This window comes from Chitinophagaceae bacterium, from assembly GCA_016699815.1.
Classification (GTDB): domain Bacteria; phylum Bacteroidota; class Bacteroidia; order Chitinophagales; family Chitinophagaceae; genus Ferruginibacter.
Window position 1 is genome coordinate 1,448,654 of the sequence record CP065012.1, and the last position, 24,651, is coordinate 1,473,304.

Genomic DNA, 24,651 nt, shown 5'->3' on the forward strand with positions numbered 1-24,651 from the left:
TTTTGTTGTTTCGGTTGAAGTTGTTTGCGTGCATCAACTAAAAAAATCATGGCTATACTTTATTTTAAGTTGATGGTTCTGTACTTTGTTTGGTGAGTGTTTCTACGGCATTGGCCAACTCGTTCCAGGTTGCTTCAAGCTCTCCGTAAAATGTTGCGCCTTTTTCCGTAAGCGAAAAATATTTTCTTGGTGGGCCGCTGGTACTTTCTTCCCACCGGTATGTGAGCAACTCTGCATTTTTTAACCGGGTAAGTAGCGGGTAAAGCGTCCCTTCAAAAATATTGAGGTTGGCTTCTTTCATCTTGCCGATAATATCCGAAGGGTAAGCTTCTCCTTGTTTTATTATAGACAAAATGCAAAACTCCAAAACCCCTTTTCGCATCTGGCTCGCTGTGTTGTCAATGTTCATGGTCTTACATTTTTCTTTCAACTATTTACTGCTGCAGCAGTAATTGATTGGAATGTTTTAAAAAATAATTTTATCATGGCTATACTTTGTAATTGGTTTTAGGAGTTGCTGAAGCTTCAGTTTTTTCCCTTCTTTCAATCACAACACAAAAGTAGAGTTTTATTTGGTACTATGCAAAACATAATACTATCTTTTTTAAGGTAGCTTGTTGTATTATAGTTAATTTTTTCTTAACTTAGTTATAATTAGTATATTACAAAGTGCTTTTTTTGCCTATTTAATTAATATTTAGGATAAATGGTAAAATAAATAGATGAACGGAGGATAACAAAAAACCTTTATGCTCTCCGTTTGTTAAATTATTGATATTTGCCAAATAGTATCTTTTACACTAAAGGCTGCCCATTGTCTGATAATAACAGCGCTTAATTATTTATGAAACATTTTTTTTCTTTTGCTGCTTTGGTAATACTTGCTGCTGCTTCATGCCGAAGTAATAAAAGTTTTTTGGAAAGAAGCAACCCCGACAAATCTTTACAGGAAGCCATAAAAAAACTGGAGAAAAATCCGGGTAATGATGATGCGTTATCGGCAATACCCATTTTATATAAAGATATTTTGGCCAGCCATTTAGCCAATATAAATGTAGCCCGGGCCGGCGCTGGCAAAAATTTTTCGCAATGGGATAATATTATTGGCGAATACGAACAATTACAAAAGGCATATAATAGAATAATAAATTCAACCGCAGCTTTTACACTGGTAAACCCACAAAATTTTTCTGCAGAACTTTTTGAAGCCAAAGACAGCGCAAGCCTGCACTACTATAATGCTGCCATTACTCTGCTGAAAAACAAAAACAGGGGTGAACTAAAAAAAGCCTATAATTATTTTGAAAAGGCAGATAAAATAACGCCAGGATATAAAGATGCCAAAGAAAAAATGAAAGAAGCATTTGAAAATGCAACCGTTATTGCCGTAATTAATCCAATAAGGGATAATTCTTTTTTTAACAGGAGTGGATGGGGAAGCAGCTATTATAATTACAGCAACGAATATTTTCAGCAAAAACTCATCAGGGATTTATCCAACACATCATACAGCAATAATTACCCGGCTAAATTTTATGGCGATTGGGAAATAAGGAGAAACCAGCTAATGCCCGATTGGGAAGTAAACCTTACTTTAAGAAAAATGCATGTGCCTTATCCCAATACAAATTACCGTTCCTATAATATAAGTCGTTATGTAGAAGTAAGCAGAGACTCTTTAAACCAACCGGTATTTAAAACTGTTTTTGCCACTTTAAATATTACTTACCGCAACTTTACTGCAAAGGCAACCATGGAAGTAGCAGTTACCGATATTGCCACAGGCAACAAGATACGCTACAGAACTATTAATGAAACTTATGAATGGTATGAAGAAATGGGTACTTATACCGGCGATAGCAGGGCGCTTGGACCAAAAGATTGGGAAATTATTAATCGCCGGCAATTTAACGACCCCAAAAAAGAATATATTTTAGACCAGCTCTACCGTAAAATATATCCTGCTGTACTTGGCGAAATTAGAACAGCAGCTTATTGGTAAAATTGCTAACTTAGGGAATGCCCTTTTTACTAAATGCTCCATATAAGCCTGCAGGCGACCAGCCTGGGGCTATTGCACAACTTACAGAAGCTATCTTAAACGAAGAAACTTACCAAACCCTGCTGGGTGTTACCGGAAGTGGAAAAACTTTTACTATGGCCAGTGTAATTGCCAACGTACAAAAGCCTACGCTGGTAATTACACATAATAAAACCCTGGTTGCTCAACTTTATGGTGAGTTCAGGCAGTTTTTTCCTGATAATGCCGTTGGCTATTTTGTAAGTTATTACGATTATTACCAACCCGAAGCATACATACCTACCAGCAATGTATATATTGAAAAAGACCTGAGCATTAATGAAGAGCTCGATAAACTACGGCTGCAGGCAACCGCACAATTACTTAGTGGCCGCAGGGATATTATTGTTGTGGCAAGCGTAAGTTGTATTTATGGTATGGGCAACCCAACGGAATATGAAAATGGGATCATACGCATAAAAAAAGGCCAGGTAATTTCCCGGCAGGGTTTTTTACATGCACTGGTAAATTCTTTGTACCATCGCAGCCAGGGCGATTTTGAAAGGGGTTCCTTTAGGGTAAAAGGAGATACCGTAGATGTTAATTTGCCTTATGTGGATTTTGGTTACCGCATTGGTTTTTTTGGAGACGAAATTGAAAGCATAGATACAATAGAGTTAAGTACAGGAAAACGAATTTCTTCGGTAGAAAATGCTGCCATTTTTCCTGCAAATTTATACCTGGCGCCAAAAGATATGCTCACCAAAGTAATTCATGAAATACAAGATGAACTTGCTGCACAGGAAACCTATTTTAAAAGTATTGGAAAATATATTGAAGCACAGCGTATTGGCGAAAGGGTAAATTACGACCTGGAAATGATTCGTGAACTGGGTTATTGCAATGGCATTGAAAACTACAGCCGATTTTTTGACAGGCGGCAACCCGGTGCAAGGCCTTTTTGCCTGCTGGATTATTTTCCAAAAGATTACCTCACCATTATTGATGAAAGCCACCAAACTATACCGCAAATAAGTGGCATGTACAGTGGAGACAGAAGCCGTAAACTCACTTTAGTGGAATATGGTTTTAGATTGCCCTCGGCATTAGACAACCGGCCGCAAAATTTTAATGAGTTTGATAACCTTAGCAACCAAATTGTATTTGTATCGGCCACACCCGGGGAATATGAACTGGAAAAAACCGGCGGTGTTGTTGTAGAGCAAGTGGTGCGGCCAACGGGCTTGCTGGACCCGCCAATAGAAATTCGCCCTTCTATAAACCAGGTAGATGACCTGCTGGATGAAATTGACAACCGCATTAAAAAAGGCGACCGTGTGCTGGTTACCACACTTACCAAACGAATGGCCGAAGAAATGGATAAATACCTTCACCGCATCAATATAAAAAGCAAATACATACACAGCGAAGTAGATACTTTAGAAAGAGTGGAAATTTTACGTGAGCTCCGCCTGGGCATAATTGATGTATTGGTAGGTGTAAACTTATTGAGAGAAGGATTGGATCTTCCGGAAGTTTCTCTTGTAGCTATTTTAGATGCTGATAAAGAAGGCTTTTTAAGAAATGAAAGGAGCCTTACACAAACCGCAGGCCGTGCCGCACGCAATGTAAACGGCCTGGTAATTTTTTATGCCGATTCCATTACCCAAAGCATGCAAAAAACAATTGACGAAACCAACCGCAGGCGTGAAAAACAAATTGCCTATAATATTAAACACAACATTACGCCACAAACCGTTTCCAAGTCCAAAGAACAAATAATGGCTCAGGGCAGTGTACTCGATGTAAAAGGTTACGACCCAAGCCGCCCTTATGCATTGCAACCAGATGAAGACCAGGTAACCATTGCAGCACAGGAGCAGGAAGAATACAATACTATTCCAAAAATGGAGAAGGCAATAAACCAAACCAAAAAAGCAATGGAAAAAGCTGCCCGTGACCTTGACTTTATGGAAGCAGCAAGATTGAGGGATGAAATGTTTCACCTGCAAAAAAAGCTTGAGGAAATGAAAATAAACTAAACCCCAAACTGCCTTAAATGATGGTCTAAATGTTTGTACATAGCTTTACCCCATTGCTCAGATGAAAATTTTCCAAAAAAAGGATGAGGATATAAGCCGCTGCCCTGTGGGCCAAGTGTATAAAATTCAATTATCATTTTCTGCAGTCCGGCATTTTCTTCTTCAAAATTGCACTGGTCTTTTATGATGAAGTTAGGCGCTGTAGGCAATCCTTGTTTCCATTGTTCATCATTATACAATTTCGATTTTACCATCCATCCAAAAAGATAAAACATGGGGCTGCGTTTCATTGATTTTTTAGACAAGGGTACTTTAAAAGCCTCTTTGCAGTGAGCAAGCATTTGTGCTACCTCCATTTTGCCCCACAACCTTTGTGATGAAGGCGTGAGTTTATTGAGCCGGTCAATTACCGAATCGTAGGTTTGTTTTTGATAAAGATTTTCCATATAAAAAATACTGCTTCTAAAACATTAGTCTTAAACTGTCAGAAATTTTTAAAATTTAGCAAATATTTTTCAGCCGCAGCCAGGTCTTCCGGCACATCTATTTTTACAGTTTCTTCGCTGGTTTCTACCATTCTTATAGCAACGCCATTTTCTAAATAGCGCAGTTGCTCCAGCTTTTCATACTGCTCCAGTTTGCTGGCAGGCCATTTGGCAAAGCGCATTAGTGCTTTTTTTTGAAAGGCATATACGCCAATGTGTTCATAATAATCAGCAGCTAATTTCTCGTCCCTCAAATAGGGTATTGGGCTGCGGCTAAAGTAAAGGGCATTTTTATTTTTATCGGTTACCACTTTTACATAGTTGGGGTTGTGCAGTAAACTTTGGTTGGTAATTTTTTTCATTACTGAAGCTACCTGCACCTGTTTATCTTCAAATACTTTTAGTAAATTATTTACCGGTTCTTTTTTTACAAATGGTTCGTCGCCCTGTACGTTCAATACCACATCTGCGTCAATATTTTCTACGGCTTCGGCAATCCTGTCGCTGCCGCTTTCGTGTTGCTGTACGCTCATGATGGCTTTGCCGCCGTTTTTTACAATTTCATTAAAAATCAATTCGCTGTCGGTTACTACATATACCTCCGCAAACAAGCCCGTGGCCACTGTATTGTCATAGGTGTGCCTTATTACAGTTTTAGTGCCCAGCTGTTTCATTAATTTAAACGGAAACCTTGTTGCAGCGTATCGTGCCGGTATCATGGCAATTATTTTCATCTTTGTTGGCAAAAAATTATTCAAAAAAATTTATGCTTCAATTCAAGCTAATTGTAAACAGATTCTTTAGAAGGAAGTGTTTCGGTTTCGTAACCGCAGTTTTGGCATTTGTAAATTTTTTGAGCCACGGCATAGTTGCCAAAAAGCCAGGTAAGTATTGCCGTAAAAATATTTTCCGGCGATTGCCTGGCAACCAGGTTAAACTTATGCTGGAAACATTTGGGGCACAGCACCTGTTGTTGATACTCTTCTTCAAACCGGTTAATGAGGCGCTTCGCAGCTTCTTCATATCCTTTGCTTACTACCAGTTTAATGCCGCCAATTACTGCGCCAAATATCGGGTTTACCGTTACGGTATGCTCATCAAATAAATAACAGGGAATACCTTCGTGCTGCAAACGGGTAAGCAAAATATTTGCAGAAAAATAATCGTCGAATGTCTTTAACACTACGGTTTGCATGTACTAAAGATATTTAAAAAAAAGGGTTTTGTCAAATGGAGCTTTTTAGCTTATCACCCAGCTTATTTCGCCATTTTTTTCATCTTTTATTTCAATGCCCAGCGTTGCCAGTTTATTGCGAATGCTATCGGAGGTAACAAAATCTTTTGTGGCTTTTGCGCCTTTCCTTATATCCATCAGCAGTTGCATTACACCGTTAAAAATTTCTACGTTTGATGCAGTAACCGCTTTTAAACCCAGTACATCTTCCAAATAAAACTTAAACTTTTCCTGCATTTCCTGCAAAGTTGTGGCGCTTATTTCCGCCATGCTTATGCTGCCGCTTTTTAGTGAATTTATAATAGGCGCAAGCTCAAAAAAATTGGCAATTACTTTTGCCGTGCTAAAATCATCATCCATAAATCCTTCCATTTGCCCCAGCAGGTTCAGTATTTTATTATTGGTATTACTGCTGGTATTATTTTCCGAACCGGTTTGAGCAACCTCCAAAGCTTTAAGCGCATCATAAGCTTCCCAAAGGCGCTTTAAGGCTTTTTCACTTGCTGCAAGTGCATTGTTACTAAAATCCAAAGTGCTGCGGTAATGGCTTTGCAAAATAAAAAACCTTACCGTCATTGGGTGAAAAGCCTGCGATAGCAGGTGGTGGTTTCCGCTAAAAAGTTCGGTGAGCTGAATAACATTATTGTAACTCTTGCCCATTTTTCGGCCTTCAATAGTTATCATGTTATTGTGCATCCAGTAGTTTACTGGCGCTTCATGGTTGCAAATAGTGCTTTGGGCAATTTCACTTTCGTGGTGCGGAAAAAGCAAATCCATACCGCCGCCATGTATATCAAATCTGCTGCCCAAATATTTTGTAGCCATTGCCGAGCACTCTATATGCCAGCCCGGGTAACCTTCGCCCCATGGGCTTGCCCAGCGCATAATATGCTCCGGCGCTGCACTTTTCCACAAAGCAAAATCAGCTTTATCCTTTTTTTCCTCCTGGCCTTCCAGTTCTCTGGTAGTTTCCAAAAGCTCGTCAATTACCCGGCCGCTCAACTTGCCATAAGGAAATTTTGCCGCATATTTTTTTACATCAAAATATACCGACCCATTTATTTCATAAGCATAACCGGCATCAATAATTTTTTTTATCATGCTTATTTGCTCAATAATATGGCCGGTAGCCGTAGGTTCAATGGTAGGTTCAATGCAATTAAATTGCAACATAGCCCAGTGGTACAGGTTGGTATATTTTTGCACCAGCTCCATGGGTTCCAGTTTTTCCAGCAGGGCTTTTTGCTTACTTTATCTTCGGCATCACGGCCCAGTTCTTCAAAATGGCCCGCATCAGTAATATTGCGTACATAGCGTACTTTATACCCTTTTTGGGTAAGCCAGCGATACAGCACATCAAAAGTAATATACGGCCTTGCATGGCCCAGATGGCTTTCGCCGCTTACGGTAGGGCCGCATACATACATGCCCACATGCCCGGGTGTAATGGGTGTAAACACTTCTTTTTGCCTGCTGTAAGAATTATAAATTTGTAAACTCATATTTTATTTTTGTTTGCCTGCATTAGCGCCATGCCCGCCATTGTTGTGTCACTCACTTGTACCGCATACCTATGGCCGGCTTTATTGCGCTGCAAATAAACGGCAATTATTACAAAGTTATTAAACGGCAACAAAAGGAAAAGAAGAAAGAAAAAAAATTCACCGGCGGCGGTGAAAAAAAGATGCGGCGAAACCATAAGTTCGTGAAAACAAGAACCTGGGCGTAGCCGGTTAAATATATTTCGTAAACATTTTCTCCGGCATTTTTTGTTGCTTTAAAAATGCATCCATAAAATCTTTAGGCACACTGTAATAATTTTCAACCTGGCCTATACCGGTTGCGCCTGTAGCAATACTTCCGGTTTCAAAAAACACATTTTGGTCGGCATCTGCCGTAAGCCAATCCGGCGTTACATCAAATTCGCAGGCTACCCGGTTTACAAAATCATCACTGGGTGTTATCCTTTTTTTATTGGCCTCATAGCGGCTGTATACCGGCTGCGAAACGCTAAGGCGTTTTGCCATTTGATCCTGATCTAATTTGTACTGTGTGCGAAGCATTTTTAGTTTGATACCAAAGCTCATAGCGGATTGATTGAGTATAATATAAAAAGCTAAAATAGCGAATATTTTATTCACTCAAAAAAGAATACCGTATGCACAAATTGAATGTGTAATTCGGGTGGATAAACTCATTTTTGCGCTATCCATCCATTGCGGCCGCAGGGGTGAAATAAAAAATAATTTTCATTAATAAAAAACAGAATATGAAAAAAGTAATAATATCAATACTGGTTCCTTTTCTTCTTACTACAATTAACAAAACTGCATTGAGCCAAACAGCAAACGATTAAACATTTAAAGTATGTGTAACCGTATCTTGTTGTGGAATTGGGCCATTTTCACTTGAAATTTGGAGCGAAACAACTTGTAATTATGTTACTGTGAATGTAAATAAAAACTCAGATCCGTCAAAAGCAAATATGTTGGTTGCAACTTTTAATAACGGAGTCCCAATTAAAGATCATAAAATAAATGTTACGGAGGATGTTTTATTAGCAGGCTCATATGATGACCAAACAAAAACTGCACTTTTTTTGCCAAAAGGAGATTATGAAGTTGATAATAATTCAATTGAATTTTTACCTATAGAAAGACCATCCATAAAAATTTGTATAAAAAGAGTAGTTAACGGTTCATTATTTGGCAATACCTATAGTTACACAATAAATTTTTGTATAATCATTCCTTCTCCTGTACTGCTTAAAGGCGCCGTCGGAGCTATAGCATTAAACCCCAATTTCTCTTTGGAGGAAATGAATAGAATTAAGTCAAGCGGTACTGCAGATTTTGAAGTAAATGAAGACACGCTTGTGTCTCAAGATAATATTAACTTTACCCTAAAAAAAGGAATATACAAAGTGAATAGTGATGGCACCATATATTTACAGTTTCAAAAAGTAAATTAATTTTTATTTTTAATAATAAAACCGCAGGTTTACTAATGTTAGTAAATTAATTTTGCAAAGAAACCTGCGGTTTTATTAAATTTATTAAGCATGAAAAAGAAACTACTTTATGGCTTAGCGTTTTTAATACTTGTAATTATCTTTTTATCCAGGTTTGGGTTTCAAATAGGCAATTTAAGAATTGGCCATCAGAAAGATTTTTCATATAATCAAAAAAGCAGCCTGGAGGGTTCCCTGTTTTATAAAAATTATTATGCTCAAAACAAGCTATTGTGTATTAATATATGGGCAACATGGTGCGTTCCTTGTATAGAAGAAATGCCCTCTTTAAATGCATTAAAATTGCAGTTTAGTAACAAACCCATTGAATTTCTGTCTTTATCAATTGACGACGATTCTGCTCAATTAATAAAATTTTTACAAACTCAAAAATTTGCATTTAAAGATATTACTCTGGAAAACAGCCAATATAGAAATGCCATACTCAATACACTGGAAGGCAAAAAATCCGATGCTTATATTGCCATAAAATCTGTACCCAATACTTATTTATTAAAAAATGGAGTAATTATTAAGTTTTTTCCCGGTCAGGTTGATACTGCTGAATTAAGAAAAGTTATTTCAGAAAACTTATAGCTTTAAGCCCTTCATTTCTAAGAAACTTATAGAAAAATATTGTATGCTTTATGAATTGATTTCATTAATCTTTTTTAATCCAATATAAATATAGGTATCTAAACTTTAAATGGCTCTTTGTGTTTTTCTCAAATTTTTCTTTTCTCTTTCATTAAAATTTTAATCAATGAAACTGTTTTTCATACTCTGTATGTTAACCTTTCCTACAATATCATTTTGCCAATCACCAGGCCAGCAAATAGTAGAAGGCAGCAAAACCCTTGTAGAACTTATTAAAGTAATTAAAACGCCCAGGCAAAACTTAACTGCACAAAATTTTACCCCGGCAAATAATAATGCCGCCGATAGTTGTGTCCTAAAACAGCGTAGCGACCTGTGTTATAAAAACAACAGTAGCAAAGTGCTTACCATAAGTATTTATAAGCGCAACGGCGATGTATATGATACCCTACCTTTTACCATGAAGGTACTTGCGCAAAAGCAGGAGTGCTGGTACGAGTTATGAGCGGGCATTTATAAATACAAAATAGAGCAGGATGCCACAACAGGTAAAACCATTTTAAGCGAAGGCGAGTTTAAACTTGAGGCCTGTGAAAACATGGTAAGGGAAATTTCGGAGTAAAAAAATGGCTGACTAAATATTGTAAGGAGTAGAAAATTCCTTATTGCCAAAAAAGTGGAGGTGGTATTATAGATTGGTGAAGACAAGAAACTATCCGGATAATTATTCACTCAAAAAAGAATACCGTATGCACAAATTGAATGTGTAATTCGGGTGGATAAACTCATTTTTGCGCTATCCATCCATTGCGGCCGCAGGGGTGATATATTAAAAGTTAAAAAAGCATGAGCCAGTAAAAACCCGCCGAAAGGAGCGGTGGCCCCTGGGATTAATTATGAAAAAGATTATTTTTACTTTACTTGCACTTGGGCTATTCGTAAGTACTTTTGCTCAAAGAGATAATTTAAATGAACAGCTTGAGCAACTTGGTCAAAACCATAATGAATTTTTGACTTTCATTTTTACAAAGACAAAGGATACTAAATTGTCACTTTGTGATAAAAAGAGTTATAAAATCTGGAATCAATGGGCAAAGGAATTTTTTGCTACAAAAAATGCTAAATGGGATGGGGATTTTGTAGAATTCTATGCTGCTAATAAATGGGACGAACAGCCACTTTATCCTAAAAAAGAATTGTCTGCAGAAGCTAACGATTATTTAAAAAAATTAGCAGATCAAATTGAATTATTGAACGATAAAAATATTGCTGGATTTGTAATTTTTTGCTCTAACCTTCAGAATGAAGCACTTTCTAAACTAAAAAGCGATAATGATGCGATTGTTGTAGGGGCCGCAATTGTAATTGCAAAATATTCTAGCCAATATTGGGATAGCCATATGGATGAATGGGTTAGCTATTATTCTGTTATGCTTTGCTCACCAAAGTATCAAACGAAGCTTAGTCCCACAGAGAAGAAAATATTACAATCTGATGCATCTGGTGCAATTAGTGGAGCAATTTCGGGAATTGGTGTACCACCTCCTATTGCTGGTTCAATTGCTGGCGCTTTAGTCTCTGGTGGATTTAGCTCCTGTATTACCGGAGTTTGCATAGGCTTCGGAATTGATCATATTACTGACTGGCTCTGGTAAATCAAAAGATATTGTAAATCAATTATATGAATATAAAGCATTTTCAAAAGGCTATGGCAAAGTCACTACTTGTTTCTTTGATATTCACAATTTCAATTGGTGTACTTGTTTTCATACTATTAGATATTTTTGTTTTCATAGATTTTTCCTCTATGACTTTAATAACTCCTGTAATAGCTGGTATTCCAACTGGTTATTTTATCCATAAGGTACTTAAAAATAAATATAATGATAACTAGCACTGTGAAATAAATAAGTAGTTAAAATGTTTTAGCTTCTAATTTTAAAAACTTACTTCTGCCAACAACTTAGTATTCGTTGGTTGTGCAGGACCAAAAATGAAATCGCATGTTGAATGAAATTTTTAAAATTGAAGATGACATGAAAAAAATCCGGGTTTTCATAGGTTCTCTTTCATGTCGTTCTTGGTTTAGTGTGCAGCTTAGTAATAGTGAAAGACCAACAGCAGTCTATGACTCTTTTATAGAAGATAAAAGCAGTTGGCAATAGAAGAAAAGAAGGCACAGATATCCATTATCGCATAAGCCAGGCGGCACATAAGTACCAGATGGAAACCTAAAGAACCAGGCCTCCTAAATATTTCTTTATCCTTCATAAAAATCCAACTGGGTTCATACTCGTTGGATTTTTTTAAAATTTTGCTTTGCCCTTTTATAAAACAATTTCAATTATTAAAGTATTTTTTTAGCTATGAAAAATATATTATTCCTGCTTTTTTTGTTCTTTTCTTTTTACGCAAAATCCCAATCGTCTGCAGATAAAATAGTAGAAGGCAGCAAAACCCTTGTAGAACTTATTAAAGTAATTAAAACGCCCAGGCAAAACTTAACTGCACAAAATTTTACCCCGGCAAATAATAATGCCGCCGATAGTTGTGTCCTAAAACAGCGTAGCGACCTGTGTTATAAAAACAACAGTAGCAAAGTGCTTACCATAAGTATTTATAAGCGCAACGGCGATGTATATGATACCCTACCTTTTACCATGAAGGTACTTGCGCAAAAGCAGGAGTGCTGGTACGAGTTAAGAGCGGGCATTTATAAATACAAAATAGAGCAGGATGCCACAACAGGTAAAACCATTTTAAGCGAAGGCGAATTTAAACTTGAGGCCTGTGAAAACATGGTAAGGGAAATTTCGGAGTAAAAAAATGGCTGACTAAATATTGTAAGGAGTAGAAAATTCCTTATTGCCAAAAAAGAGGAGGGGGTATTATAGATTGGTGAAGACAAGAAACTATCCGGATAATTATTCACCCAAAAAAGAATACCGTATTCACAAATTGAATGTGTAATTCGGGTGGATAACTACAATTTTGATTTATCAATCCAATGCGGCCGCAGAGATTGTATTATTAACAATTAAAAAAGCAGGAGCCACTAAACACCCGCACAAAGGAGCGGCGGCTCTTGGAAAAGTTTATGAAAAAGATTATTTTAGGATTAACAATTATTTTTAGTCTTGTGTGGAGCAATTCATTTGCACAGGGAAGTAAGCAAGAGATAGTATCCGGTCTTCAAAATTTTGATGTAAGTAGAAATGGGAGCACATTAGGAACAACAGAGAGGAAATGGTGGCAAACTGTATTAAACGTTGCCTCTGTTGTCGTTGCTGACGCTGGTGGGTTTTACGGAGGCGTGCAAGGTAGTGTAGCTGTTGCAGGGGCGGTTGGATTAGCAACTGGTGGTACAGGTGTTGCTGTTGTTGCTGGAGTTGCAGGTACAATTGCGGCTGCCGGCTCTTCTAATTTAGCTTATCAAGGGTTAAATTGGCGTGGGGCAAACCAGATACATTATGGTTCACTAACGATAACACTACCCGAAAAATATCGTTTTTTGGGGCCTGTGGGAAGAGACCATAACACTGTAATTCATAATAACTTCTTTAATAGTTTGCCATTAGAATCATATTATCGTCCATTATTGGACGAAAGCCAAATTCGTGTAATTGAGCATGAAAAAATGCAAGAAACATTTACTTTTGTAAAAAATCTCGGCCTTTCTTATGCTCAAAGAAACTTTGACTTTAACTATTTTGCGAATGAATTAATGAGTAAACAATTAATGACAATTGACGGAAAAGAAATTTTAAGTGCTTTTTTTAATAAGTATAAAGTTTGCTCATCGCCGACGGATATGGAAAATTTAATTAATTATTCTATTAATATTGTTGCTGAAAGCCGATTAAATGAAATAGAAAAAGAAAGTTTGATAGGGGCGTTTATAATAGCATCCGAAAGCCCGTTTTACTATGCTCAATAAACCCCTTATTATGCAGAAAAAAGTAATTGGAAACATGGTTTTTGCTGTAGCTTTCTTAATATTTCTATGGCGGTTGAATCCAGGCTACACTCGTTGGGAGGCAAAAATTAATGTTCTTTTTTGCGTTGCAATCTTAATTACTGGGGCAATTAAGCTCATTAGGAAACGCTAACTAAGTATTTTCGTTCTTTTGCTGGTTTTGTGTACTGCCATTAAGCAAAGCAGTGAGGCCAACAGCAGTCTATGACTCTTTTATAATAGATAAAAACAGTTTGGCAATAGAAGAAAAAGTTTTCAACGATAAAGAAAAAAATTGTTTTTCTGTTAATTACTCTCATATTTTTCCAGTACGTTTATTTATCTATTGCTTCGTGGATTAGAAAATACTGAAAGTATCGGCGGTTTTAAGATTGATGTAAATCTACTTATCAAAGCTATTATTTTTCAAGCCTTACATCGTTAGGGATATTATATATACTGTTTTATAATCAATAGAGTTAAGCACCTCAAATTATTTTTACCCTGTATAAAAAGCCAATTGGGTTCATCCCGGTTGGCTTTTTATAAAACCTTGCCAATTACTTTTCTAAAACAACTATTTCAATTATTAAAATAAATTTTTAGCAATGAAAAATATAGTATTCATTCTCTTTATGTGCTTATCATTCTACACAAAAGCACAAACAGCCACCGAAAAAATTGTTGAAGGCGGTAAAACTCTTGTAGAGCTAATAAAGGTTTTTAAAACGCCCAGGCAAAATACAAGCCCTCAAAACCTTACCGCAGCTTCTCATACTGCCACATCAGCCGATAGTTGCGCCATAAAACAGCGCAGCGATTTGTGCTATAAAAACAGCAGCAGCAAAGTGTTGGCCATAAGTATTTACAGGCGCAATGGAGATGTATATGATAACCTTCCTTTTACCATGAAGGTTATTGCGCAAAAGCAGGAATGCTGGTATGAGTTAAGAGCAGGAATTTACAAATACAAAATAGAGGCAGATGAAGGTTTAGGTAAAACACTTTTAAGTGAGGGTGAGTTTAAGCTTGAGGCTTGTGAAAACATGATAAGGGAAATAACGGAATAAAGATATTTTATTCACTCTCACTGGCGCATAAATGCCACATTGCTTAATGTTAGGCACAGATACGCCACACACATTTAACGCCCTGCATATTTGCAGAGAATACAATTATATATATTTCAAAAACATTTTCTCCGGCATTTTTTGTTGCTTTAAAAAAGCATCCATAAAATCTTTAGGAACGCTGTAATAGTTTTCTACCTGGCCAATGCCGGTGGCGCCGGTGGCAATACTTCCGTTTTCAAAATACACATTTCGGTCGCCGTATGTTGTAAGCCATTCCGGCGTTACATCAAATTCATTTGCTACACGGGTTACAAAATCATCATCGGGAGTTATGCTTTTTTTATTGGCCTCATAGCGGCTGAATTGTATATAGTTAAAAATCAAAAAAGTTGCGAATATTTTATTCACCCAAAAAAGAATACCGTATTCACAAATTGAATGTGTAATTCGGGTGGATAACTACAATTTTGATTTATCAATCCAATGCGGCCGCAGAGATTGTATTATTAACAATTAAAAAAGCAGGAGCCACTAAACACCCGCACAAAGGAGCGGCGGCTCTTGGAAAAGTTTATGAAAAAGATTATTTTAGGATTACTCGTTTCTTTTGTGTTATTAAATTCTTATGCACAAACTATTCCGAATTCCATAAGGGCGTTAGGTGGGGGCTATGCAGCAATTTATGTAGATATTTACAACAATTCTGTTGAAACTGGCAGGACTTTAATAAACTCTGGTAAGTATAATGATGTAAATACTTTGGTAGCTAAAGCCGATAAAAACAATACATTAAAAAATGTCCCTGATTTTAAAGACAACTTTGTGAACTTTCTTAATGGCATTCTAAGTAAAGGACATCAACCGCTCTCACTAAGTTCTAATGCCCTTTCTTCAGAAGGGAATAAAGTTCTTGCTAGTATTAACTCTTATGTAAATAACAACGAGGACTTAAGTGGTTTGGATTCTTATATGACCACTGTTTCTACAACTCTCAAAAGTTCTAAAACAATCAGGGCAGAAGAAAAGCAGTTTTTAGCTCTCTATATAACCACAACCATGGTGCATTACAACTTTGCTCAAACTCTAGTGGCGAGTGGATATTACAGTCCTACAGGTTTTTGGCAAGGTGTTAAATGCGCATTCGGAACCATTGGTGGTGCTGTATTGGGAGGACTTGCGGGTGCGGCTGTCGGCACAGTAACTTTGCCAGTTATAGGAACTGTAAGTGGTACTGTCGTAGGTTTTTATGGAGGTGCAATGAGTGGCGCTGCTGCTTCTTGTTTTTAATTAAATAAAAGTGTACGTTTGCTTTATGAAACAGAGAGGCTTTATAGGTTTTATTTTAATAATTGGGTTTATTATATTGTCATCTTGGCAATTGATTTTATCCATTCAACAACAAAATCTTATTCGTGGCATTTTGAGTGGGGTTGGCCTTTTAATGTTTGTTGTGCTTTTGAGAAGCCTGATTTTGAATATTACAAAAAAATCTTCCTAAAAATTTAAGCCGGTGTCTTTTAGAAAGGGCTTTCTTTCATTCCCTAATATGTTAGAAAGCCCTTTTAAATTCCTTTAATTTTTATACACTTATTCATTTGCCTAAAGGGCATAAAAATTAAATTGTAACAATGAAACATATTTTATCTATAATTTTTTTAATTACATCATTCTACACAAAGGCACAATCTTCTACCGAGAAAATCATAGAAGGCAGCAAAACACTTTTGGAATTAATAAAAGTAATTAAAACGCCCAGGCAAAATACAAGCCCTCAAAACCTTACCGCAGCTTCTCATACTGCCACATCAGCCGATAGTTGCGCCATAAAACAGCGCAGCGATTTGTGCTATAAAAACAGCAGCAGCAAAGTGTTGGCCATAAGTATTTACAGGCGCAATGGAGATGTATATGATAACCTTCCTTTTACCATGAAGGTTATTGCGCAAAAGCAGGAATGCTGGTATGAGTTAAGAGCAGGAATTTATAAATACAAAATAGAAGCAGATAGTGATTTAGGCAAAACACTTTTAAACGAGGGTGAGTTTAAGCTTGAGGCTTGCGAAAATATGATAAGGGAAATAACGGAATAAAGATATTTTATTCACTCTCACTGGCGCATAAATGCCACATTGCTTAATGTTAGGCACAGATACGCCACACACATTTTACGCCCTGCATATTTGCAGAGAATACAATTATATATATTTCAAAAACATTTTCTCCAGCATTTTTTGTTGCTTTAAAAAAGCATCCATAAAATCTTTAGGAACGCTGTAATAGTTTTCTACCTGGCCAATGCCGGTGGCGCCGGTTGCAATACTTCCGTTTTCAAAATACACATTTCGGTCGCCGTATGTTGTAAGCCATTCCGGCGTTACATCAAATTCATTTGCTACACGGGTTACAAAATCATCATCGGGAGTTATGCTTTTTTTATTGGCCTCATAGCGGCTGAATTGTATATAGTTAAAAATCAAAAAAGTTGCGAATATTTTATTCACCCAAAAAAGAATACCGTATTCACAAATTGAATGTGTAATTCGGGTGGATGACTGCAATTATGATTTATCAATTCAATGCGGCCGCAGAGATTGTATTATTAACAATTAAAAAAGCAGGAGCCACTAAACACCCGCACAAAGGAGCGGCGGTTCTTGGAAAAGTTTATGAAAAAGATTATTTTTACTATCCTTACATTGGGGCTATTCATAAGTGCTTTTGCTCAAAGGGATAATTTAAACAAACAACTTGAGCAACTTGGACAAAACCATAATGAATTTTTGACTTTTATGTTTACAAAGACAAGGGATAATAATTTATCACTTTGTGATAAAAAGAGTTATAAAATCTGGAATCAATGGGCAAGGGAATTTTTTGCTACAAAATATGCAAATTGGGAAGGGGATTTCGTTGACTTCTATGCAGCTAATAAATGGGACGAACAGCCTCTTTACCCCAAAAAAGAATTGTCTGCGGAAGCTAATAGTTATTTAAAAAAATTAGCAGATCAAATTGAATTATTGAACGATAAAAATTTTGCTGGCTTTGCAAACTTTTGCACTAACCTTCAGAATGATGCACTTTCTAATCTAAAAAGCGATAATGATGCCATTATTGTAGGTTCTGCTATTGTTGTTGCAAAGTATTCTAGCCAATATTGGGATAAGCACATGGATGAGTGGAATAATTATTTTTCTGCTATGCCTTGCTCACCAAAACATCAAACCAAGCTTAGCCCCACAGAGAAGAAAGTATTACAAGCCGATGCATCTGGTGCAATTAGTGGAGCAATTTCAGGAATAGGTGTACCGCCGCCTGTAGCTAGCTCAATAGCTGGCGCTTTAGTATATGGTGGTTTTAGTTCTTGTATTACAGGAGTTTGCATAGGTTTCGGAATTGATCATATAACTGACTGGCTCTGGTAATTCAATAGATAAACCCAACAATATGGATTTAAAGCATTTTCAAAAGGCAATGGCAAAGTCACTACTTGTTAGTTTGATATACACAATATCAATTGGTGTGCTTGTAGGCATTCTATTAGATATTTTGGTTTTCAAAGACTATTCTCTCCTGACAATAATAACACCTGTATTAGCCGGCATTCCCACAGGTTACTTTTTCCATAAAGTACTCAAGGAAAAACATTATGACAACTAGCAATGTGAAATAAATAGGTAGTTAATATATTTTAGCTACCTATTTTAAAAACTTGCTTCTGTCAACAACCAAGTCTTCGTTAGGTTTACAGTACCAACAATGAAGTTGTATGTTGAACGAAAAATGTAAATTTGGAGTTGTCGTAAATTAAATCCTGATTTTCGTCGGTTTTCTTTAACAACGTCGCTTGTCTTGTACGCTGCCAAAAGCGTAAGTGGAAAACACCATCAGCAGTCAATGGCTTTGTAATATTTAGAGGTTCTGGTGATGCCTTTTCTTGCCTAATGGCTGCCGTTGGTGCAGTAACGGGAATAGGTACACTCGCATCTACAATACAGGGAGCAACAATGGCAACGGCTCTTGGCGTTGTTAAAACAATCTTTGGCGTTTATTTTAGTGCTTTTGCAGCGGCTTGGGCAGTGTATGAATTTGGAGATTGTATGGGATGGTGGTAGTTTAGCATTGTTTGCGTTCTCAATTTTATTGATTTAATAATAATACTAAACTTATGAATCTGATTAGAATACTTGTGGCTCTTTTATGTTGTTTCGGCATTTTCAAAACTTTGCTGAATATTATTTGGTTATTTTACCCCGAAATTTTAACCTTTGGCTTACTGAAAAAGCTGAAATATTCATCTAAGTTTGAAAAAGTAACTTTTTATCTTGCCGGTATAGTTTGCATGAGCTACTACATTTATACGGTATATATAAAATTAATAACAAATTGATCCGATTTTTATAAAGGGATTAAACAGTATCCAGTGAATTCAAAAATTCACGCCACCGCTGGTCTTGTGTGCTGCCTTCAGGCAAAGCTGTGAGGCCAATAGCTGTAAAGAGTTTCTTTTCTAAATAAACCTTTTTTCCAATAAATACTCTGCTATCTGCACCGCATTGGTGGCGGCGCCCTTGCGCAGGTTGTCGCTCACTATCCAGCAGTTGAGCGTATTGGGCCGGGTTTCGTCCCGCCGGAGGCGGCCTACAAAAGTATCGTCTTTTTCATTTGCGGTAAGCGGCATTGGGTAAATGGCATTGGCCACATCGTCTTTAACCACTAAGCCCGGTGAAGCAGCCAGCAAATTTTTTAACTCCTGCAAATCAAAATCTTTTTCAAATTCAATATTCACGCTTTCGCTGTGGCCACCCAGTGTAGGTATGCGTACGCAGGTTGCAGTTACGGCAATGCTGTTGTCACCCATAATTTTTTTGGTTTCGTTCACCATTTTCATTTCTTCCTTGGTATAGCCGTTTTCCAAAAATGCATCTATATGCGGTATGGCGTTTTGGTCAATAGGGTAATGATAAGCCATGGGGCCATCGGTAATGCCCTTGCGCTCATTCATCATTTGCTCCACTGCTTTTACGCCGGTGCCGGTAACGCTTTGATATGTGCTTACCACCACTCGTTTTATGGTATACCTTTTATGCAGCGGGTTTAGCACCAGCAGCATTTGTATGGTACTGCAATTGGGGTTGGCAATAATTTTATCTGTAGGTTCAAGCGCTGCTGCATTTACTTCGGGTATCACTAATTTTTTTGTGGCATCCATGCGCCATGCGCTGCTGTTGTCTATAACGGTAATTCCTGCTTCGGCAAATTTTGGAGCCCATTCAAGCGATGTACTTCCACCTGCAGAAAACAAAGCAACGTTTGGCTTTAAAGCAATTGCATCTGCCATGCTTACCACTTTACAATTCTTGCCATTAAACACAATAAGCTTTCCCACAGATTTTTCAGAAGCCACGGGAATAAGTTCCGAAACCGGGAAATTCCTCTCGGCTAAAATCTGCAACATTTTTGAACCTACCAGGCCCGTGGCGCCAACTACCGCAACTTTCATTTTACTTAATTTGGGGCAAAATTAAGATACTAACATTGCTTGTACAAATGCTTTGCAGCACTTTAATTTTAATTTAAGTTTGTACCAATAATATGGGTAAAGAAAGTTTTATTTACAATGTTACCGTAAAGGTTGCTGCTGGCATTGGTAATGAATGGCTGCAATGGCTACAAAAAGAACACATACCCGAAGTAACCGCTACGGGTTGCTTTTCACACGCCATTGTGTTACATTTATTTGAAATGGACGACGGCGAAAGCTGTACTTATGCCATACAATATTATACCGATAGTATAAAAAACCAGGAACGCTACATTGCCCAATTTGCCAATGGGCTGCGGCAAAAATCATTCGACAGATGGGGCGATAAATTTGTAGCTTTTAGGACTTTTATGAAAGTTGTGAACTAATTGTGCAAAACAAAGCGGCTTCTTTAAACGCAAAAATTCACGCTTCTCTTGCATTCCGCTATGGCAAAGGTTTTTAGTGCTTTTTTATGAAAGCCGCTACAGCAAAGGGTTTTAGCGTATCTCGCCCAACAATAAATCAATTACCCCATTAGGATAATCTTCCGGAAAGCCTGTCAATACTCATTTATTGGCTTTATAAAAAAATAAAATTGTTGCCAAAAAAAGTTTTATTGAACTAAAAATCCCTCTATATTTGCCCCACTATAAATTTTTCAAAAAAATTATTATGAACAAAGCAGAATTGATCTCTAAAATTGCTGATGATGCAGGCATCACAAAAACACAAGCTAACGAAGCGTTAGATTCTTTTGTTGCAGCGGTTACAAAAACATTAAAATCCGGCGACAAAGTTACACTGGTTGGTTTTGGTACCTTCTCAGTATCCAAAAGGGCTGCCCGTAATGGCCGCAACCCGCAAACAGGCGCTGTAATTAAAATTAAAGCTAAAAAAGTAGCAAAATTTAAAGCCGGTAAAGAACTATCAGCTAAAATCTAACCGATTGCTGATGAAATGAAAAGCAAGATACAATTGGTGTCTTGCTTTTTTTATCTTGCATATTATCCATTTAAAAAATAACATTCATTTTATGGGACGTGGTGATATCAAAACAAAAAAAGGAAAAATTTTTGCAGGTTCTTTTGGTAAAAAAAGAGCAGCAAAACCGCCTAAGAAAAAATCAACTCCAAAAAAGAAAGCTTAAGTTTTTCAAAACCCGGTTTCCTGGCTGCCATTGTGCAGCCTTTTTACTTTATGCTGCTTTTACTTAATGAAACAAACTGCAGACAGCCAAAAAAAATCAACCTTAATTATTTATGATTGAAATCAGGTTTTGAAAATCGCAAAAAATAACTACTCGTTTAACTTTGATTAAAAAGACAATAGGCAACCTATAAAAACCAAAACTTCATTTAATATTGGGGCTTTTCAACAGCCTTAATCCATAAAGCAGGTTCAAATGGCCTACAATTCAGGATTTTACGCCAATTAATGGCCGCATATTTTTATCGGTATAAAAAAAGGTTTCGCAGTATTTTACCTATAATAATTACAAATTTTATAAAAAAATTGTAGAAATAACCAAAAACGCAGTAATATTGCATTGGAAAAGGCTTGCGAAGAATATCCTAATCATTAGCTACTTCAAAGCTTATTCGGTTCCCATACAAAATTATCATTTCATTTTTCTTTATCAGAACGTTAGAATTTTTTGAAAAACGCAGTTTCATTTTTATATGTACGACATACTACAACTGAACGACTTCCTCGTTCCTGAATTGCTTGATATTGCAGAAACACTTAAAATAACCAATGCAAAAAAACTCGGCAAGCAAGACCTCATTTATAAAATTCTTGACAAACAAGCTATTATGACAGCAGAGAAAAAAAACAACGACGGTGAAAAACCAAAGCGCAAACGCATCGTAAAAACGGCAACATCCAATGGCATTGAAGAAGCAGAAGTAATGCAGGAAGCGCCTTCTAAAAAAGAAGCACTGCCGCAAAGAGGCAAAAAAACAGAAATAACTGAGAAGAAAAATGCAAAGCCAAAAAAAGAATTTGCGCCTGAGCTGCCCTTATCGGAAGACGAAGAGTTGCAACCCATCTCCAGCGAACAAACAACCGTACCCGCTGCCATTGCGCAAATGCTGCAGGCAGAAGATACACAACAGGAAGATGTAGAAGAAGCCCCGATACAACCCAAAGAATATAAACAACAAAAACCTCCTGTTTTTAATATAGAATTTGATGGCGTTGTACTGGGTGAAGGTGTTTTGGAAATGATGCCCGATGGATATGGGTTTTTACGCAGCAGCGATTACAATTACCTCAGCAGCCCTGATGATATTTATGTTTCCCCGTCGCAAATAAAATTATTTGGTTTAAAAACTGGCGATACGGTTGATGGTTCCGTGCGTCCGCCAAAAGAAGGCGAAAAATATTTTGCCCTTTTAAAAGTTGAAACCATCAATGGTAAAACGCCGGAAGAAGTTAGGGACCGTGTGCCTTTTGATTATTTAACGCCATTGTTTCCGTTTGAAAAGCTGGAACTTACTACAAGGGCAGATAATTTCAGCACCAGGATAATGGATTTATTTACTCCAATAGGCAAGGGCCAGCGTGGCCTTATTGTGGCACAGCCCAAAACCGGTAAAACCATGTTGCTGAAAGAAGTGGCCAATGCCATTGCCGAAAACCACCCTGAATGTTACCTGATGGTAGTGCTGGTTGATGAAAGGCCGGAAGAAGTAACCGATATGGAACGAAGTGTAAAAGCAGAAGTAATTGCATCCACATTTGATGAGCCTGCAGAAAAGCATGTAAAAGTTTCTACCATTGCTTTGCAAAAAGCCAAGCGCCTTGTGGAGTGTGGTCATGATGTGGTGATTTTACTTGATTCTATTACCCGATTGGCACGTGCCCACAATACTGTTGCGCCAAGTAGTGGAAAAGTTTTGAGTGGCGGTGTAGAAGCAAATGCCATGCAAAAACCTAAACAATTTTTTGGTGCAGCCCGTAAAATTGAAAACGGAGGTTCGCTTACTATTTTGGCAACAGCGCTTGTAGATACCGGAAGCAAAATGGACGAAGTGATATTTGAAGAATTTAAAGGAACCGGCAACATGGAATTGCAACTTGACCGCAAGTTGAGCAACCGAAGGATTTACCCGGCAATTGATATAGTATCTTCCAGCACAAGGCGTGACGATTTATTGCTGGACAAAGACACTTTTCAGCGTATGTGGGTATTGCGCAAGCATATTGCCGATATGAACTCTGAAGAAGCCATAACCATGTTGCTGAAAAACATGAAAGGCACCAAAAACAATGCAGAGTTTTTAACCAGTATGAACAATTAAATTTACAGATAAAAATTAATGCTTATAGCCGCTGTTTACCAGCGGTTTTTTATTTTATAAAAAATACCTGCCCTTTCCAATAAAGCGCCATTTTTTTCGTTGATAATTATTCAAAACAACAGTAATGCCCGGTAGATATTTTTTGTTTTTTTTGCTTCTCTTTAGTACAAAACTTCATGCACAGGATATTACCGGGTTGTGGAAAGGCAGGCTTTATAACGACAGTACAAAAATGTACTACAAATACGAAATTGGTATCAGCGAAGAAAAAGGAAAGCTATCGGGCTTTTCCCATACCTGGTTTATATTAAACGATACCCAGTATTTTGGAATAAAAGAGGTTAAAATAAAAAGAAAAGATGGAAAAATAATAGTTGAAGACGACAAACTCATTTCCAACAATTACCCGGTAGCGCCGGCAAAGCATATACGACAATTAAATGTATTGACATTAACGGTGGAAGACAGCATTATGAAACTCACCGGGCCTTTTGCCACCAACCGCACCAAAGAATGGGCGCCGCTCACCGGCCATATTGAATTACAAAGAAAAAATGATTTTTGGAACTCCTCACTTGTGCCACATTTGGCAGAATTAAAGCTGGAAAACAAATTAATATTTGTAAAACAAGAAAAAGAAAAACAACAATTTTTAGCAAAAGTAGAGTTAAGGAAAAAAGAAGAATTGGAAAGCCTTGCATTTAATCAAAAGAAAATTGAAGCGGTATATGCACCCAACCCTGCAGAAGAAATGGAAACAAATGAAAAAGTTTTAAGCATAGAAAAAAATACAGGCAAAAAGGAACTGATTGAAAAGCAAACTACAACCACAAAAGAAATTGCTCAGCTAAAAGCAAAGAAAATAAAAATCAACACTGAAAAAATAAAACCTGTTTTACCTGAAGAAAACAAGGAAATAGCGCTAAGCGAAACTACAAAGCAGGAACCTTCTGCAATTGGGCAAAATCCATCAGCCCAAATAAAGAAAAAAGAAACAAAACCATTGACTGCGCCGGCTACCCAGGCTGCTGCTCAGCTTAAAGAACGGGCGCTGGAAATTCAACAAACGGTTTCGTTTACATCAGACAGTTTAAGGCTTTCGTTATATGACAATGGCGAGGTAGATGGCGATACAGTAACTGTTGTAATGAACGGGCAAATATTTATTGCTAAAGCTGGTTTAAGCACTACTGCCATTAACAAAACCATATATATCCCTAAAGAACAGGATACGCTGCAGTTGGTAATGTATGCAGAAACGCTTGGACATATTCCTCCCAATACCGGCTTATTAGTGATAAGAGACGGCAAAGAAATGTATGAAGTGCGCTTTAGCGGCGATCTGAAAAAAAATGCCGCAATAATTTTTAAGAGAGAAAAGAAATAAGCAGTGAATGGAAATC

26 protein-coding genes and 1 pseudogene are annotated in these 24,651 nt (G+C 37.2%); 18 read left to right on the forward strand and 9 right to left on the reverse strand.

Going from position 1 to position 24,651, the window contains the following annotated elements:
• Positions 1–64: 64 nt before the first annotated feature.
• Entirely contained in the window at positions 65–409 is a 345-nt protein-coding gene (locus tag IPO46_06395; protein QQS64203.1) for a PadR family transcriptional regulator, read from the reverse strand.
• 435 nt (positions 410–844) lie between these two features.
• Between IPO46_06395 and IPO46_06400 the strand changes: the two genes are divergently transcribed.
• Both IPO46_06400 and uvrB read left to right on the forward strand, forming a co-directional pair.
• On the forward strand, positions 845–2,002 hold the full coding sequence (locus IPO46_06400) for a hypothetical protein (GenBank protein QQS64204.1): 1,158 nt from the start codon (positions 845–847) through the stop codon (positions 2,000–2,002).
• Between the two features lie 17 nt (positions 2,003–2,019).
• The gene (uvrB, locus tag IPO46_06405; protein QQS64205.1) at positions 2,020–4,062 is read left to right on the forward strand and encodes an excinuclease ABC subunit UvrB; all 2,043 of its coding nucleotides are present in this window, start codon (positions 2,020–2,022) and stop codon (positions 4,060–4,062) included.
• On the opposite strand, the gene IPO46_06410 is transcribed toward uvrB, so the two are convergent.
• The 5 genes and pseudogenes from IPO46_06410 to IPO46_06430 all read right to left on the reverse strand — a co-directional run bounded on the left by IPO46_06410 (position 4,059) and on the right by IPO46_06430 (position 7,868).
• Positions 4,059–4,508 (reverse strand): DUF1569 domain-containing protein, encoded by a 450-nt coding sequence (locus IPO46_06410; GenBank protein ID QQS64206.1) that lies wholly within the window; start codon positions 4,506–4,508, stop codon positions 4,059–4,061. The two genes, uvrB and IPO46_06410, sit on opposite strands and share 4 nt — an antisense overlap.
• Positions 4,509–4,546: 38 nt before the next feature.
• Complete coding sequence (gene kdsB, locus IPO46_06415) at positions 4,547–5,281, reverse strand: 3-deoxy-manno-octulosonate cytidylyltransferase (GenBank protein ID QQS64207.1); 735 nt, start codon at positions 5,279–5,281, stop codon at positions 4,547–4,549.
• A 47-nt stretch (positions 5,282–5,328) separates the two neighbouring features.
• A complete protein-coding gene (locus IPO46_06420) occupies positions 5,329–5,742 on the reverse strand; it encodes a DUF2007 domain-containing protein (protein QQS64208.1) in 414 nt (137 codons plus the stop codon).
• A 45-nt stretch (positions 5,743–5,787) separates the two neighbouring features.
• Positions 5,788–7,283, reverse strand: a pseudogene (locus IPO46_06425) (cysteine--tRNA ligase).
• A gap of 231 nt (positions 7,284–7,514) precedes the next feature.
• On the reverse strand, positions 7,515–7,868 hold the full coding sequence (locus tag IPO46_06430) for a helix-turn-helix transcriptional regulator (protein ID QQS64209.1): 354 nt from the start codon (positions 7,866–7,868) through the stop codon (positions 7,515–7,517).
• 359 nt (positions 7,869–8,227) lie between these two features.
• Here IPO46_06430 and IPO46_06435 point away from each other — a divergent pair, with 359 nt between their 5' ends.
• The 7 genes from IPO46_06435 to IPO46_06465 all read left to right on the forward strand — a co-directional run bounded on the left by IPO46_06435 (position 8,228) and on the right by IPO46_06465 (position 14,413).
• Positions 8,228–8,752 carry a hypothetical protein gene (locus IPO46_06435; protein ID QQS64210.1) on the forward strand — a complete coding sequence of 175 codons (525 nt, stop codon included), beginning with the start codon at positions 8,228–8,230 and terminating at the stop codon, positions 8,750–8,752.
• 90 nt (positions 8,753–8,842) lie between these two features.
• On the forward strand, positions 8,843–9,388 hold the full coding sequence (locus IPO46_06440) for a redoxin family protein (protein ID QQS64211.1): 546 nt from the start codon (positions 8,843–8,845) through the stop codon (positions 9,386–9,388).
• Between the two features lie 166 nt (positions 9,389–9,554).
• On the forward strand, positions 9,555–9,893 hold the full coding sequence (locus IPO46_06445; GenBank protein ID QQS64212.1) for a hypothetical protein: 339 nt from the start codon (positions 9,555–9,557) through the stop codon (positions 9,891–9,893).
• Positions 9,894–10,284: 391 nt separating this feature from the next.
• Positions 10,285–11,043 (forward strand): hypothetical protein, encoded by a 759-nt coding sequence (locus tag IPO46_06450; protein QQS64213.1) that lies wholly within the window; start codon positions 10,285–10,287, stop codon positions 11,041–11,043.
• Positions 11,044–11,754: 711 nt separating this feature from the next.
• Positions 11,755–12,210 carry a hypothetical protein gene (locus IPO46_06455; protein QQS64214.1) on the forward strand — a complete coding sequence of 152 codons (456 nt, stop codon included), beginning with the start codon at positions 11,755–11,757 and terminating at the stop codon, positions 12,208–12,210.
• A 275-nt stretch (positions 12,211–12,485) separates the two neighbouring features.
• Entirely contained in the window at positions 12,486–13,325 is an 840-nt protein-coding gene (locus tag IPO46_06460) for a hypothetical protein (protein ID QQS64215.1), read from the forward strand.
• Between the two features lie 626 nt (positions 13,326–13,951).
• The gene (locus IPO46_06465; protein ID QQS64216.1) at positions 13,952–14,413 is read left to right on the forward strand and encodes a hypothetical protein; all 462 of its coding nucleotides are present in this window, start codon (positions 13,952–13,954) and stop codon (positions 14,411–14,413) included.
• Positions 14,414–14,518: 105 nt separating this feature from the next.
• On the opposite strand, the gene IPO46_06470 is transcribed toward IPO46_06465, so the two are convergent.
• Entirely contained in the window at positions 14,519–14,824 is a 306-nt protein-coding gene (locus tag IPO46_06470) for a hypothetical protein (GenBank protein ID QQS64217.1), read from the reverse strand.
• A gap of 165 nt (positions 14,825–14,989) precedes the next feature.
• Here IPO46_06470 and IPO46_06475 point away from each other — a divergent pair, with 165 nt between their 5' ends.
• Positions 14,990–15,703, forward strand: a complete 714-nt coding sequence (locus IPO46_06475; protein ID QQS64432.1) for a hypothetical protein — start codon at positions 14,990–14,992, stop codon at positions 15,701–15,703.
• A gap of 341 nt (positions 15,704–16,044) precedes the next feature.
• Positions 16,045–16,506 carry a hypothetical protein gene (locus tag IPO46_06480; GenBank protein ID QQS64218.1) on the forward strand — a complete coding sequence of 154 codons (462 nt, stop codon included), beginning with the start codon at positions 16,045–16,047 and terminating at the stop codon, positions 16,504–16,506.
• 105 nt (positions 16,507–16,611) lie between these two features.
• Here IPO46_06480 and IPO46_06485 read toward each other — a convergent pair whose 3' ends face one another.
• Positions 16,612–16,917, reverse strand: a complete 306-nt coding sequence (locus tag IPO46_06485) for a hypothetical protein (GenBank protein QQS64219.1) — start codon at positions 16,915–16,917, stop codon at positions 16,612–16,614.
• 165 nt (positions 16,918–17,082) lie between these two features.
• On the opposite strand from IPO46_06485, the gene IPO46_06490 reads away from it, so the two are divergent.
• Both IPO46_06490 and IPO46_06495 read left to right on the forward strand, forming a co-directional pair.
• Complete coding sequence (locus tag IPO46_06490) at positions 17,083–17,841, forward strand: hypothetical protein (protein QQS64220.1); 759 nt, start codon at positions 17,083–17,085, stop codon at positions 17,839–17,841.
• A gap of 519 nt (positions 17,842–18,360) precedes the next feature.
• The gene (locus IPO46_06495) at positions 18,361–18,531 is read left to right on the forward strand and encodes a hypothetical protein (protein ID QQS64221.1); all 171 of its coding nucleotides are present in this window, start codon (positions 18,361–18,363) and stop codon (positions 18,529–18,531) included.
• Between the two features lie 395 nt (positions 18,532–18,926).
• Here IPO46_06495 and IPO46_06500 read toward each other — a convergent pair whose 3' ends face one another.
• Positions 18,927–19,919 (reverse strand): aspartate-semialdehyde dehydrogenase, encoded by a 993-nt coding sequence (locus IPO46_06500; protein QQS64222.1) that lies wholly within the window; start codon positions 19,917–19,919, stop codon positions 18,927–18,929.
• 92 nt (positions 19,920–20,011) lie between these two features.
• Here IPO46_06500 and IPO46_06505 point away from each other — a divergent pair, with 92 nt between their 5' ends.
• From IPO46_06505 to IPO46_06525, 5 genes are all read left to right on the forward strand, one after another.
• The gene (locus tag IPO46_06505; protein ID QQS64223.1) at positions 20,012–20,329 is read left to right on the forward strand and encodes a DUF4286 family protein; all 318 of its coding nucleotides are present in this window, start codon (positions 20,012–20,014) and stop codon (positions 20,327–20,329) included.
• A 286-nt stretch (positions 20,330–20,615) separates the two neighbouring features.
• Complete coding sequence (locus IPO46_06510) at positions 20,616–20,885, forward strand: HU family DNA-binding protein (protein QQS64224.1); 270 nt, start codon at positions 20,616–20,618, stop codon at positions 20,883–20,885.
• A 91-nt stretch (positions 20,886–20,976) separates the two neighbouring features.
• Complete coding sequence (locus tag IPO46_06515; protein QQS64335.1) at positions 20,977–21,090, forward strand: 30S ribosomal protein THX; 114 nt, start codon at positions 20,977–20,979, stop codon at positions 21,088–21,090.
• A gap of 532 nt (positions 21,091–21,622) precedes the next feature.
• Complete coding sequence (gene rho, locus IPO46_06520; protein QQS64225.1) at positions 21,623–23,248, forward strand: transcription termination factor Rho; 1,626 nt, start codon at positions 21,623–21,625, stop codon at positions 23,246–23,248.
• A gap of 124 nt (positions 23,249–23,372) precedes the next feature.
• On the forward strand, positions 23,373–24,635 hold the full coding sequence (locus tag IPO46_06525) for a hypothetical protein (GenBank protein QQS64226.1): 1,263 nt from the start codon (positions 23,373–23,375) through the stop codon (positions 24,633–24,635).
• Positions 24,636–24,651: the final 16 nt, after the last annotated feature.